This window comes from Pseudomonas sp. ZT5P21 (assembly GCF_054897785.1).
Genome location: NZ_CM142705.1, coordinates 2,283,526 through 2,296,275, shown reverse-complemented (window position 1 = coordinate 2,296,275; position 12,750 = coordinate 2,283,526). Strand labels below are relative to the sequence as shown.

The window sequence follows — 12,750 nt, the reverse complement described above, 5'->3', positions numbered from 1 at the left end:
CTTTATAAGGTGCCGGCATGACGCTGCGCGTTTTTTTCCTGTTGATGCTCTGCGCCGGGCTGCCACTCTCTGCATCGGCCGGGGACTTGCCAACGCCGAAACACGGCCCGGTGCTACGCATTCAGGGTTCCAACACCATCGGCGCGGCATTGGGTCCGGCGCTGGTCGAGGGATTGATGCGCGAGCAAGGCTTGCTCAAAGTCCACAGCGAAGCCCCGGACACCGCCAACGAACTGCGGGTGGTCGGCGAAACGGCACAGGGTCGACGGGTCCAGGTGGACGTCGCGGCCCACGGCTCCAGCACCGGTTTCATCGCTCTGAAAAATGCCACCGCGGACCTTGCCGCCGCTTCGCGCCCGATCAAGGACAGCGAACTGAAGGCCCTCAACTCCCTCGGCGATCTGAAAAGCCCCGGCGCCGAACAGGTCATCGCCATCGATGGCCTGGCCATCATTCTTCATCCGCAAAACCGGCTGAATCAACTCAACACCGAGCAACTGGCGCTCATCTTCAGCGGCGAAGCCAAGACCTGGGAAGAGCTCGGCGGCAGCGGCGGGCCGATTCATCTGTACGCGCGCGATGACCAGTCAGGCACCTACGACACCTTCAAGGAAGTGGTGCTCAGCCGTCGTGGGAAAACGCTGAACAGCGCGGCGAAACGTTTCGAATCCAGCGAGCAGTTGTCCGACGCGGTCAGCCTCGATCCGCAAGGCATCGGATTTATCGGCCTGCCCTACGTGCGCCAGGCCAAAGCCGTGGCGATTGCCGATGGCCAGTCCCAGGCCATGTTGCCACTCAACAACCTGATCGCCACCGAAGACTATCCACTGTCGCGCCGGCTGTTCTTATACCTGCCGCCCAACGGCAAAAATCCATGGGCCGAAGCCTTGGTGGCGTTCGCCCAAAGCAGCAAAGGACAGGCCATCGTCGCGGCCAACGGGTTTATTGCCCAGACCGTCCAGGCCATGGCCGTCACACCGAACGCGCTGATGCCCGAGGGCTATCAGGCACTCAGCCGCCACGCCCAGCGCTTGAGCGTGAATTTTCGTTTCGAAGAAGGCAGCGCGACGCTGGATAACAAGGCGCGGCAGGACCTGACACGGGTGCTTGATTACATCAGGCAGAACGAGAAAACCAACCGGCAGGTGACGCTGGTGGGGTTTGGCGATGCCAAGAGTGATCCGGCGCGGGCCGATCTGCTGTCGAAACTGCGGGCCATGGCGGTGCGACGGGAATTGGTGAAAAGCGGCGTGGTGTTTCGCGAGATTCGCGGCTTTGGCGCCGAGATGCCAGTGGCGGCCAACAGCGCGGATGAAGGGCGGATCAAGAATCGTCGGGTTGAGGTTTGGGTGTATTGACTGGCAAAGTTTGTGTACATATCCGTTGCTGCGGTAACGGCCGCCAATGGTTCCGCCCTTACGGCGGGTCACTTTCGAAAAGCCGGAATGCCGGCCCAGGCGAAAGTAACCAAAGCGCTCTTGCCCCTTTCGTTCGGTGCCTCGCTAATGCTCGGCATGCCCTCGCTCCGGTCCTGCTCCGTGGGCCCGCCGCGATCGGTCATCCATGGCCGTGCGCGGCCTCTCGAGGGGGCGGTGCGTCAAGATCAACAGCTGCGGCGAGCTAACGCTCGGCCTGATAAGTGGTGACCTGATAAGTGGTGAAAAGCCAAAGCTGTACGCCGATCCCCTGTGGGAGCGAGCTTGCTCGCGATGGACGTCAACGATAACGCGGGCTGTCTGGATGATCGCGTTCTCCGGACGTTTTTCGCGAGCAAGCTCGCTCCCACAGGTACAAGGCTGCTCTGGCTCTGGCTGTAGATCTTGCTTTGGCTGTTGATCTTGATCTGCCCCGTCGGAAGGCCGAGTGGAGGTTCTGCGCAGTGGGCACCGCGGCAAGGATGCCGCGGTAGCCGCCCCCGGCCATGGATGCCGATGGCGGCGGGCCCACGGAGCAGGACCGGAGCGAGGGCATGGCGAGCCTAAGCGAGCCACCGTACGTCAGGGGCGCGAGCGCTTGGTTACTTGGCGCTGGGCGGCATTCCGTTTTTCCAAGTAACCCGCCGTAAGGGCGGAACCAATAGCAGCCGTTACCGCAGGAATGGATTTGTACTCATACCAAAAAACCGGTCGGCTATCAGGCCGCCTTCGCGAGCAGGCTCGCAATGGTTCCGGGGCTATCCGCAAGACACCTCACGGTATTAGCCAATCAGCCGACCAACTTCTCCAGCTGCGCCGCAGTATCCACCGCACCCATTGTCTTGGCGGCGTCCAGCGCCGAGACACCATTGGCATCCTTGGCTTTCGGATCAGCGCCTTTACTGATCAGGTAATCGACGATTTCAACGCGGTTGAACATTGCCGCCATCATTAGCGCCGTGCGACCGTCGAACGACGAGCCTTCCACTTGCGCGCCACCTTCGACCAACGCCTTGACCACCGCCAGGTCGCCCTTGAACGCCGCGCCGGCAATCGGGCTCTGGCCGTTGTCGTTGCGAATCTCCGGGTCAGCCTTGTGCTCGAGCAGGACTTTCACGGTTTCCACATGACCGTGGTAAGCGGCCAGCATCAGCAAGGTGTCACCCTTATGGTTGCGCAGGTTCGGCGGCAGGCCTTTGGTCAGCAGCGCAGCCATCATGGCCGCATCGCCCTCGCGCGCTTTGTTGAAGACCTGTTCGGCAAACTCGGCGGCTTCTTCGGGGGTCATCTGGCGGCTTTGATCGGACATTGGAGACTCCACTTACAGTTATTCGCAAAGGCGACAGTTTCCCGAGCGGCCCCGACACTGTCACTTGTTTTTTCTCAAGGCGCCCCATAGCCACATTCAATAGCGGTACTTGCCGCCATGAATGTCCGCCAGCAATTGTTCGGTGACCTGCACGTAAGTCTCGGTCCCGGGCAACCAGGCGTAGATCGGATCATCACCGGTTTTGCCTGGGTCGAAGGCTTCGTCCTTGAGCCGGGTCTTCTGGTACTTGAAGGTGCCGGTGGTCTCCATTTTCACTTTTACGCGCAGGAACAACGGCACCGCATAAACCGGCATATGCTCGCGGGCGAAGGTCAGCAGTTCGCTGAAATCCAGCGTTGCCAAGGACTCGGCAGGCGTGATTGCCGCCATCCCCGCGCGCCCGTTGGTGTTGTGCACTTCCACACCATAGGCCACGGCTTCGGAAATGTTCGGGTGTTGCAGCAGGATGTTCTCGACCTCGGTGGTCGAGACGTTTTCGCCCTTCCAGCGGAAAGTGTCACCCAGACGATCGACGAACTGCGCGTGACCAAAACCGATGTTGCGCAACAGGTCACCGGTGTTGAAATACCGGTCGCCTTTCTCGAACACATCGTGGAGCACGACCTTTTCGGTCTTCTGAGGATCGGTGTAACCGTCCAGTGGCGCCTTGTCGTCGATCTTTGCCAACAACAGCCCCTGCTCGCCCTTGGCCACCTTGCGCATGAAGCCCGTGGCGTCCCGGGTCGGCGCGCCGCTGTCGTGGTCGTAGGCCGCCAGTTCCCATGACATCAGGGAAAAACCAACGGTGTTGTCGAAGTTGAGAATGTTGGTGAAACCGATATTGCCGTCGCTGGCGGCGTACAACTCGCAAATGTGGTTCACGCCAAAGCGCGTCTTGAATTCCCGCCATGCACCAGGGCGCAGGCCGTTGCCGATCATTTTTGTCACGCGGTGCCGGCTGTCGTCGGCGCGCGGCGGTTGATCGACGAGGTAGCGGCACAGTTCGCCGACGTAACCGAGGGTGGTTGCGCGGTAGTTGCGCACATCGCTCCAGAACTGGCTGGCGCTGAACTTGCGGCGGATGGCAAACCCCGAGGCGCCGCTGATGGCCGAGCCCCAGCACACGCACAGCCCGGTGGCGTGATACAACGGCAGGGTGCAATAGACGATGTCCTCGGGGCGCATGTCCAGCGCGATCAAGCCGAAGCTCGCGGAGCTGCGCATCCAGCGGCCGTGCTTGAACACGCCGGCCTTGGGCAGCCCGGTGGTGCCCGAGGTGTAGATGTAGAAACACGGATCGTCGAGATAAACCTGCTGGCTGCTGGCGGGGTTGTCGTCGGGGCGGTCGGACGTCGCCGTCATCAGGTTGATGAAGCCGTCGGGCGCAATGCCCGGCTGGTTGCAAGTGTCTTGATCGGCGACATACCAGGTGCGCGCAGCGTCGATAGAGACCTGCTCGCGCACCACGGAAAACGCCGGCACCAACTCTTCACCCACGATAATCGCTGTGGGCGCCACCAGATTCAGGCTATGGGCCAAGGTATCGCGCGTCTGCGAAGTATTGAGCAAGGCGCTGATCGCGCCGACCTTGGCCACCGCCAGAATCGTCACCAGCAGCTCCGGACGATTCTCGATGAAGACCGCCACCACGTCGCCCTTGCGGATGCCTTGGGCAATCAAGTGATGGGCAATGCGATTGGCCCACTGATTGACCTGTGAATAGCTGAGCACTACGGCGCCCTGCAGCAATGCAGGGCCATGGGGATTGCGCAAGGTCGCTTGCTCGAAGCTCCAGCCCAGGCCGCACGGTTGGGTCGGGTCCTTGACGTTGGCGGCTTTCATGCCCTTCACCACCCGAGGGATGGCCTTGGCAATCGAAGGCAGCTTGCGGAGCATCATGCCCCAGGTAATCGTGTCGTTCGTCGTGCGGCTCATGCTTGCTCCCGTGCGATTTTTTTATTGTCGGGCGACGGTGATTGAGCCCGAAAATACGTCAACGGTTCTTGAGCTGTACACGCGGTTTTTGAAATGTTTTGTATCCGCGGACGAGGTCCTTACATCGCAAACAACGGCGGTGCGAATTGGTTCAGTCGAATCGTCATCGACCTCGCAAAATGCAGGATGCACGATGGCCATTCATGCAGATTGCACGAAAGTAAAAATTTGGTGAAAAATTAACTTATTGATTTATAAATGTTTTTAAAAATACGGTTGCTGGCACAATCACTGCAACTACCTCTGCATGCTTGCCTTTCAAGAGCTTACGGAGCCAAACGACATGAGCCTGATCCAAGAAAAATTTTCGTCCCTGTTCTCCAACTTCGAAGTGACCACCCAGCCTCGTCCAGACGGTGGCATTCTGCTGACCTTGCGTAGCTGCGAAGGTCGGGTATTCAAACGCTCGATTTCCTACCAGCAATTGCATGCCGGTGATCAGCTGTCATGGGTGATCAGCGCCATTCGCCGTGATCTGGCGGAACAGGCCAGTGAACTGCCGCAGATCTCCATGTTGCAGAGCCAGCAGCGGTTTGCGTTGCCGACTTATCACTCGGTGTAAACATTCTCGCGCTGTAAACAAACAGGCCGTGAGAGCTTTCGCTCCATGGCCTGAGTTGTTTCTGACGATATGCAATTCCCTCTGTGGGAGCGAGCTTGCTCGCGATAGCGGTCGGTCAGACGACATTGATGCTGACTGACACACCGTCATCGCGAGCAAGCTCGCTCCCACAGGTTATGTGCAACGTCGCTAAAACGTGGAAGGATCGATCCGCGCAAAGCTGTCCACGGTCACATGCCCTGCCAACTCCCCGCCTTCACGGGCCAGCCCATACGTCGCCATGCCGGCCGTGCGCGCCGCGTCCAGTTCCTCGACAATGTCCGACAGAAACAGAATCTGCGCCGCTTCAAGGCCAATAGCTTGGGTGATGCGCTGGTAAGACTGCGCCTCACGCTTGGGCCCCGACGTGGTGTCGAAATAATCGCTGAACAACGGCGACAAATCCCCCGCTTCCGAGCAGCCGAAAATCAGTTTTTGCGCCTGAATCGAACCCGAAGAATAAACAAACAGTTTGTAACCTTCCTGATGCCAGCGTTTCAGCGCTTCGACGGCGTCCGGATAAACATGTCCTTTCAACTGCCCGGCTTGATAGCCCTGCGCCCAGACCATACCTTGCAAGGCCTTGAGCGGCGTGGCTTTGCGGTCTTCGGCGATCCAGCCCAGGAGGATCTCGATAACGCGCTCGACGTCCGCGTCCGGCTCATCGCTGTCCCGGCGCACGGCGTCCAGTTGCTCAGCCACGTCGGCGCGCGCGGCGTGCTGGCGAACGAAGTCCGGCAGGTGTTTGGCGGCGTACGGAAACAACACGTCGAACACAAAGCTCACCGCGCTGGTGGTGCCTTCGATATCGGTGAGGATCGCTTTGATCGGCATCGGCTCAGTCCTCAAGACGCGGGAAACGGCTGGCGATGTCTTCGCCGGTGAAATTGGCCACCCAGCCTTCGGGATTGTTGAACAGGCGGATCGCGACGAAATGCGGATGCTCGCCCATGTCGAACCAGTGCGGTGTGCCGGCCGGCACCGAGATCAGGTCGTTCTTCTCGCACAGCACGGCGTAGACGTAATCGTCGATGTGCAGAGTGAACAAGCCACGGCCAGCGACGAAAAATCGTACTTCGTCCTCGCCGTGGCGGTGTTCGTCGAGGAACTTGGCGCGCAACTCGGCTTTTTGCGGGTGGTCGCTGTTCAGGCTGATCACATCGACGGTGATGTAACCGCGCTCGGTCATCAGTTTGTCGATTTGCTCCTGATACGCGGCGATCACCTCTTCCTGGCTGGCGCCCGGCTGGATTTTCGCCGCCGCTTGCCAGCGATCGAAGCGCACGCCCTGCTCGGCCAGGGTCGAGGCGATGTCTTCGAAATGGGTAAGCACCTTGTTCGGAATGTCAGGGCTTGAGACGTGGTAGACGGACAGGCTGCTCATCAGGGCAACTCCTTAACGGTTTAGGATCGAACGCGTCTTCAACTCGCACTCGAACAAAAATTCGAAGGCCTCGATCTGCCGCAGCGCATCGCTCATGCGCGCGCCCCAGGTGTAGAGGCCATGGCCGCGGATCAGATAGCCGACGCAATCGGGATGGGCTTCCAGCCAAGGCTGCACCTTGGCGGCCAGGCGCGCAATGTCCTGATCGTTGTCGAAAATCGGCACTCGCACTTGGGACTCGTGGGTCGACACGCCGCTGAAGGCTTTTTGCAGTTCGTAGTCTTCGAACTCGATGAAAGCTTCCGGCGTCAGGCGCGACAGCACTGTGGCGTTCACCGAATGGGTATGCAGCACCGCGCCGATTTCCGGGCGCCAACTGTAGAGTTGGGTGTGCAACAAGGTTTCGGCCGACGGTCTCTTGCCAGGTTCCAGGCTGTTGCCTGACAGATCCGTGGCCAGCACATCATCGATGCCCAACAGGCCTTTGTGCTTGCCGGACACGGTGAGCAAGGCTTCAGTCGGCGACAGACGGGCCGAATAATTGCTGCTGGTAGCCGGCGACCAGCCGCGGCCATACAGAAAACGCCCGGCGTCGATGATTTCCTGGGCGAGGTGTTCACGGGTAAGGCTCATGGCCTGTCCTCTTGCATACGTGTAGCAATGATAACGGCAGCGGCGAAGGCTGCGAGACTGGCAATACTAAACGTGAACGTGGCCCCGAGGGCATTCCAGCTGTAGCCGGAGTACAACGCACCCAATGCGCCACCGGTGCCGGCCAGCGCGGCATACAACGCCTGGCCCTGCCCTTGCTGGCGCGCACCGAAGCTACGTTGCACGAACTGGATGGCAGCCGCGTGAAAGCTGCCGAACGTCGCCGCGTGCAGCACTTGGGCAAACAGCAGCACCCAGACGAATTCGGCGAACGAGCCCAGCAACAACCAACGCAGCGCCGCCAGCAGAAAACTCGCCAGCAGCACCCGGCGCACCGAGAAGCGCGCGAGAATCTTGCTCATGACCAAAAACATCAAGACTTCGGCCACCACGCCGAGCGCCCAGAGCATGCCGATCAATCCACGGCTGTAACCCAATCGCTCAAGGTGCAAGGTCAGAAAGGTGTAATACGGACCGTGACTCACCTGCATCAGCGCCACGCAACCGTAAAACGCCAGCACACCGGGATTGCGCAATTGCTTGAGAAAGCCGTCGCCGGCAATCCGTTCGCCCTGAACCGGTTGCGCGTTCGGCACCCACACACTGCTGACCACGATCCCCGCCATGATCAGCACCAGCGCCACCGGGTAAATGTCCAGGCTGAGCCATTCGAACAATCGCCCCAGCGCAACCACGGTGATGATGAAACCGATGGAGCCCCACAAGCGAATCTGGCTGTAGCGCTGGGTCTGGCCGTTCAGGTGCGCCAGGGTAATGACTTCAAATTGCGGCAACACCGCGTGCCAGAAAAACGCATGCAAGGCCATGACCATCGCCAGCCAGGCGTAGGTTTTGCTGACAAAGACCAGCGAAAAGGTCAGCAACGTACACACCGCGCCGAAACGCACGATAGCCAGACGCCGACCGGTGTAGTCGCCGAGCCAGCCCCAGATGTTCGGCGCGACGCAGCGCATCAGCAGCGGGATCGCCACCAGCTCGCCGATGCGTGCCGCGGAAAATCCAAGGTGATCGAAGTACAGCGCCAGAAACGGCGCTGTCGAACCGAGCAAGGCGAAATAGAACAGATAAAAACTGGAGAGCCGCCAGTACGGAAGCGCCGCCACGCCCGTCAGACCGCAGCGGCTTTGATATCAGCCATTAAAGCTGACCCAGCACCGGCGTGCTCACGCGCACATCGGCATTCTGCCCGCGGTGACGCAGCAAGTGATCCATCAGCACGATGGCCATCATCGCTTCGGCAATCGGCGTGGCGCGAATGCCGACGCACGGGTCGTGGCGACCCTTGGTGATGACCTCCACCGGATTGCCGTGGACGTCGATGGACCGGCCCGGCGTGGTGATACTGGATGTCGGCTTCAACGCCAGGTGCGCCACGATCGGCTGACCGGAAGAAATGCCACCGAGGATGCCGCCGGCGTTGTTGCTGAGGAAACCTTCCGGAGTCATCTCATCGCGATGCTCGGTGCCCCGTTGCGCGACGCTGGCGAAACCGGCGCCGATTTCCACGCCTTTGACCGCGTTGATGCTCATCAGCGCATGGGCCAGTTCGGCATCGAGACGGTCGAAGATCGGCTCGCCGAGGCCCGGCATCACGCCTTCGGCGACCACGGTGATTTTCGCGCCGACCGAATCCTGGTCGCGGCGCAGCTGGTCCATATAGGCTTCCAGTTCTGGAACCTTGTCCGGATCAGGGCTGAAAAACGCGTTCTCTTCCACCGAATCCCAGGTCTTGAACGGAATTTCGATCGGGCCGAGCTGGCTCATGTAACCCCGAATGACGATGCCCTGGGTGGCCAGGTATTTCTTGGCAATCGCGCCGGCCGCCACGCGCATGGCGGTTTCCCGCGCCGAGCTGCGACCGCCGCCGCGGTAATCGCGTTCGCCGTATTTGTGGTGATAGGTGTAGTCAGCGTGCGCCGGGCGGAACAGGTCCTTGATCGCCGAGTAGTCCTTGGACTTCTGGTCGGTGTTGCGGATCAACAAACCGATAGAGCAACCGGTGGTGCGGCCTTCGAAGATGCCGGAAAGGATTTCGACCTCGTCGGCTTCCTGGCGCTGCGTCGTGTGGCGGCTGGTGCCGGGTTTGCGGCGGTCGAGGTCGCGCTGCAAATCCTCCAGGGAAATTTCCAGACCCGGCGGGCAGCCGTCGACAATGGCGACCAACGCCGGACCATGGCTTTCGCCTGCGGTGGTGACAGTGAACAGCTTGCCGTAGGTATTGCCGGACATGCAGGACGCTCCGTGAAATGGACCTGAATACGTAATGCGCGCCAGTATACGCAGGCTACCCAAGTAGTTCATCCTCGAACCTTATGGGTGCCCGCGAGTCCAACCGGCACCTTTGTAAATGATGGCGTGATGATGCTGCGAGTTCTTGCCTTGAGCCTTACCCTCTTTACCGGCTTTGTCCAGGCGACAGTCCTGCAACGCCCGATCAGTCTGGACACCGGCACCGGGGAGCTTTTCGGCTCCTTGTTGCTGCCAAAATCCGACAAGCCCGTGCCGGTTGTCCTGATCATTTCCGGCTCAGGTCCTACAGATCGTGATGGCAATAACCCCGACGGCGGGCGCAATGACAGCCTCAAGCGCCTCGCCTGGGTGCTGGCCAAACACAACATCGCCAGCGTTCGCTACGACAAGCGCGGTGTGGCGGCGAGCCTGGCGGCGACCCCGGACGAACGCAATCTGTCGGTGGAGGCCTACGTAGCCGACGCCGAAGCCTGGGGCCAGAAGCTCAAAACCGACCCGCGTTTTGGCCAATTGATTCTGTTGGGCCACAGCGAAGGCGCGTTGATCGCCAGCCTCGCGGCACCGGCCGTCGATGCCGCGGCAGTCATTTCCATGTCCGGCAGCGCCCGTCCGATCGATCAGGTGCTGCGCCAGCAATTGGGTAATCGTCTGCCGCCGCCGCTGATGCTGCGCAGCAACCAATTGCTGGACAGCCTCAAGGCCGGCCGTACCGACGACAATGTGCCGCCGCAGTTGCAGGTGATTTTCCGCCCGAGTGTGCAGCCGTACCTGATTTCGTTGTTCCGCCAGGACCCGGCGGCGGCATTTGCCAAGCTGAAAATGCCGGCGTTGATCATTCAGGGCAGCAACGACATTCAGGTCGGAGTCGATGACGCCAGGATGCTCAAGGCCGCCAAACCCGACGCCGAACTGGCGCTGATCGACGGAATGAACCACGTCATGCGCATCGTGCCCAACGACGTCAAACGGCAATTGGCCTCCTACAAGGACCCGCAATTGCCTCTGGCGGCCGAACTCGGCACGCGAATCCTCGGGTTTATTGACGGACTTCGCGCCATTTAAGCGCGGTTTTCACTCCAGTCCTGAAAAAAACGGCCGATAAGCCTTTGTCGCCAGCGTTTATACCTGGCGGCAAGCCGAGCTTGGACAGGACCTCGCCGTTATGACTGATACCCCGACTTCACCTGACACCACCGCTGAAAAAGACGCACCGCCAGCGGTTGAGCTGCCGTGGGCGGACGTCCACGTCGAGCACCACAAGATGCTCCGTCTGGCGCCGTTGCAGACCGATCGCAACACCGGCGGGCGGCCATTGCGCTTTGTTGAATTCAGCTACGCCGAACGCAACGACAAGCAACACAGCTTGTTGCGCATGACCATTTCGCTGCCCGGCCAGCGGGTGCGCAAGGAACAGAATCACCTCGACGTGTGGGTTGATCACGCCAGCAAACGCGTGCATTTCGGGCCTGACAGCGGTTTGCAGATCGAACCGATGAACCGTGGTATCGGGCGTTATATGGCCGCTCAGGGCATTACCTGGGCGAAAAAGCGCTGGCCCGGCTACACCGTCGACGGCACTGACCTGAACAACAAGGACGCGCTGAACGAAGACACGCGCCTGCGCCGCGATCATTTTCTTAAGGCGCACGGTTTTGAGGTGGTGTATGCCGACGCCCAGCATTTGAAGGGTAGCGTCAAAGAGGTGCAGGTCGGCGACCTGTTGGCAGACTGGAACACCGAGAAGCTTCAGCAGGTGGAAATTCTCGAGGCGGCGCAAATGCTCCAGCAGGCTGAGCAGAATCTTGCCGAGCAGGAAGTGAAGCTGAAGAAGCACGAGGAAAAAGTCAGCAAATACAAACGTGAGGATGCCGGGCTGCGTTTCACCATTACGTGCCTGGTGGCGTTTGCGGTGTTTCAGGCGGGGTTATTAATCTGGATTGCGACGCACCGCTGATGGCAGCTTGTGGCGAGAGGATTTATCCCCGTTGGACTGCGTAGCAGTCCCTCTTTTTTGGGGCCGCTTCGCGACCCAACGGGGATAAATCCCCTCACCACAAATCCCCTTCACCACAAAAGTCAGTTCAGTCAGACTCGGGACGCAAATAGTGCCTGATGCTGACGGCACTGTTCGGCGCTCAACATGAACACGCCATGCCCACCGCGCTCGAAATCGAGCCACGCGAAGTCGACTTCCGGGTACAACGCTTCAACGTGAACCTGGCTGTTACCCACTTCGACAATCAGCAAGCCCTTCTCCGTCAGGTGATCCGCCGCTTCAGCGAGCATGCGGCGCACCAGGTTCAAACCGTCGTCGCCACAGGCCAGGCCCAGCTCCGGTTCGTGCTGATACTCCTGGGGCATGTCGGCGAAATCTTCCGCATCGACGTAAGGCGGGTTCGACACGATCAGGTCGAAACGTTGCCCCGGCAAACCGTCGAAACCATCGCCCTGAACGGTGTACACACGCTCATCGACGCCATGACGCTCGATGTTCTTGTTGGCCACTTCCAGCGCTTCGAACGACAGGTCGGCCAGCACCACTTCGGCGTTCTGGAACTCATAGGCGCAAGCAATACCGATGCAACCGGAACCGGTGCACAGGTCGAGAATCCGAGCAGGTTCGGCGCCCAGCCACGGTGCAAAACCCTTTTCGATCAGCTCGCCGATCGGTGAACGCGGGATCAACACGCGCTCGTCGACAATGAACGACATGCCGCAGAACCAGGCCTCGCCCAACAGGTAAGCGGTCGGAATACGTTCTTCAATACGGCGCTTGAGCATGCGCTGCAGCCTGACCAACTCGTCGTCCTCCAGATTGCAGTCGAGGTAGCTGTCAGCAATTTCCCATGGCAGATGCAACGCGCCCAACACCAGTTGACGGGCTTCGTCCCAGGCATTGTCGGTCCCGTGGCCGAAAAACAGATCCTCCCCATGGAAGCGGCTGACGGCCCAACGGATATGGTCACGCAGGGTACGAAGTCGGGAAGTGATCACGGGGGCAAACTCCAAAAAAAACGACTGACGATTCTAACAGCCAAAACGCGCCACGACGACGCAGGAAAAGCATCGGCCCGAATGTAGGACGCATCCATTTTTTGCGCTGTCTATTGAACAAAGCGAGTAT

The 12,750-nt window shown here is 60.0% G+C and carries 11 protein-coding genes and 1 pseudogene; 4 read left to right on the top strand and 8 right to left on the bottom strand.

Annotated features, from left to right (window positions below):
* Positions 1–17: 17 nt before the first annotated feature.
* A complete protein-coding gene (locus ACYZT9_RS10695; RefSeq protein ID WP_462009758.1) occupies positions 18–1,358 on the top strand; it encodes a substrate-binding domain-containing protein in 1,341 nt (446 codons plus the stop codon).
* Positions 1,359–2,205: 847 nt separating this feature from the next.
* Here ACYZT9_RS10695 and ACYZT9_RS10690 read toward each other — a convergent pair.
* Positions 2,206–2,724 (bottom strand): ankyrin repeat domain-containing protein, encoded by a 519-nt coding sequence (locus ACYZT9_RS10690; RefSeq protein ID WP_462009757.1) that lies wholly within the window; start codon positions 2,722–2,724, stop codon positions 2,206–2,208.
* A 96-nt stretch (positions 2,725–2,820) separates the two neighbouring features.
* Positions 2,821–4,659: a long-chain-acyl-CoA synthetase gene (locus ACYZT9_RS10685; RefSeq protein ID WP_462009756.1), complete on the bottom strand. Its 1,839-nt coding sequence runs from the start codon at positions 4,657–4,659 to the stop codon at positions 2,821–2,823.
* Between the two features lie 343 nt (positions 4,660–5,002).
* Between ACYZT9_RS10685 and ACYZT9_RS10680 the strand changes: the two genes are divergently transcribed.
* Positions 5,003–5,281: a DUF3509 domain-containing protein gene (locus tag ACYZT9_RS10680; protein ID WP_462009755.1), complete on the top strand. Its 279-nt coding sequence runs from the start codon at positions 5,003–5,005 to the stop codon at positions 5,279–5,281.
* A 189-nt stretch (positions 5,282–5,470) separates the two neighbouring features.
* Here the strand turns inward: ACYZT9_RS10680 and mtnC are convergent, their stop codons facing one another.
* Genes mtnC through aroC form a run of 5 tightly spaced genes read right to left on the bottom strand, consistent with a single transcriptional unit; the run spans position 5,471 to position 9,605 of the window.
* On the bottom strand, positions 5,471–6,154 hold the full coding sequence (gene mtnC, locus ACYZT9_RS10675) for an acireductone synthase (RefSeq protein WP_462009754.1): 684 nt from the start codon (positions 6,152–6,154) through the stop codon (positions 5,471–5,473).
* Positions 6,155–6,158: 4 nt separating this feature from the next.
* Positions 6,159–6,704, bottom strand: coding sequence for a 1,2-dihydroxy-3-keto-5-methylthiopentene dioxygenase (locus ACYZT9_RS10670; protein ID WP_034151296.1), 546 nt, complete (start codon positions 6,702–6,704; stop codon positions 6,159–6,161).
* Between the two features lie 12 nt (positions 6,705–6,716).
* Positions 6,717–7,337, bottom strand: coding sequence for a methylthioribulose 1-phosphate dehydratase (locus ACYZT9_RS10665; protein WP_462009753.1), 621 nt, complete (start codon positions 7,335–7,337; stop codon positions 6,717–6,719).
* The gene (locus ACYZT9_RS10660; RefSeq protein WP_462009752.1) at positions 7,334–8,479 is read right to left on the bottom strand and encodes an MFS transporter; all 1,146 of its coding nucleotides are present in this window, start codon (positions 8,477–8,479) and stop codon (positions 7,334–7,336) included. Before ACYZT9_RS10660 ends, ACYZT9_RS10665 begins: the two co-directional genes overlap by 4 nt.
* Before the next feature lie 34 nt (positions 8,480–8,513).
* Positions 8,514–9,605 carry a chorismate synthase gene (aroC, locus tag ACYZT9_RS10655; RefSeq protein WP_462009751.1) on the bottom strand — a complete coding sequence of 364 codons (1,092 nt, stop codon included), beginning with the start codon at positions 9,603–9,605 and terminating at the stop codon, positions 8,514–8,516.
* An 83-nt stretch (positions 9,606–9,688) separates the two neighbouring features.
* Between aroC and ACYZT9_RS10650 the strand changes: the two are divergent.
* Positions 9,689–10,688 (top strand): annotated as a pseudogene (locus ACYZT9_RS10650) (alpha/beta hydrolase).
* Between the two features lie 100 nt (positions 10,689–10,788).
* On the top strand, positions 10,789–11,580 hold the full coding sequence (locus ACYZT9_RS10645; protein ID WP_462009750.1) for a hypothetical protein: 792 nt from the start codon (positions 10,789–10,791) through the stop codon (positions 11,578–11,580).
* Positions 11,581–11,711: 131 nt separating this feature from the next.
* On the opposite strand, the gene prmB is transcribed toward ACYZT9_RS10645, so the two are convergent.
* A complete protein-coding gene (gene prmB / locus ACYZT9_RS10640; protein WP_462009749.1) occupies positions 11,712–12,620 on the bottom strand; it encodes a 50S ribosomal protein L3 N(5)-glutamine methyltransferase in 909 nt (302 codons plus the stop codon).
* Between the last annotated feature and the right edge of the window lie 130 nt (positions 12,621–12,750).

What these genes read in the sequence shown, in the direction of transcription:
- ACYZT9_RS10690 (WP_462009757.1), bottom strand. Translation starts at nt 2,724, where the DNA reads ATGTCCGATCAAAGCCGCCAGATGACCCCCGAAGAAGCCGCCGAGTTT.
- aroC (WP_462009751.1), bottom strand. Translation starts at nt 9,605, where the DNA reads ATGTCCGGCAATACCTACGGCAAGCTGTTCACTGTCACCACCGCAGGC.
- ACYZT9_RS10645 (WP_462009750.1), top strand. Translation starts at nt 10,789, where the DNA reads ATGACTGATACCCCGACTTCACCTGACACCACCGCTGAAAAAGACGCA.
- ACYZT9_RS10680 (WP_462009755.1), top strand. Translation starts at nt 5,003, where the DNA reads ATGAGCCTGATCCAAGAAAAATTTTCGTCCCTGTTCTCCAACTTCGAA.
- ACYZT9_RS10665 (WP_462009753.1), bottom strand. Translation starts at nt 7,337, where the DNA reads ATGAGCCTTACCCGTGAACACCTCGCCCAGGAAATCATCGACGCCGGG.
- ACYZT9_RS10695 (WP_462009758.1), top strand. Translation starts at nt 18, where the DNA reads ATGACGCTGCGCGTTTTTTTCCTGTTGATGCTCTGCGCCGGGCTGCCA.
- ACYZT9_RS10670 (WP_034151296.1), bottom strand. Translation starts at nt 6,704, where the DNA reads ATGAGCAGCCTGTCCGTCTACCACGTCTCAAGCCCTGACATTCCGAAC.
- ACYZT9_RS10685 (WP_462009756.1), bottom strand. Translation starts at nt 4,659, where the DNA reads ATGAGCCGCACGACGAACGACACGATTACCTGGGGCATGATGCTCCGC.
- mtnC (WP_462009754.1), bottom strand. Translation starts at nt 6,154, where the DNA reads ATGCCGATCAAAGCGATCCTCACCGATATCGAAGGCACCACCAGCGCG.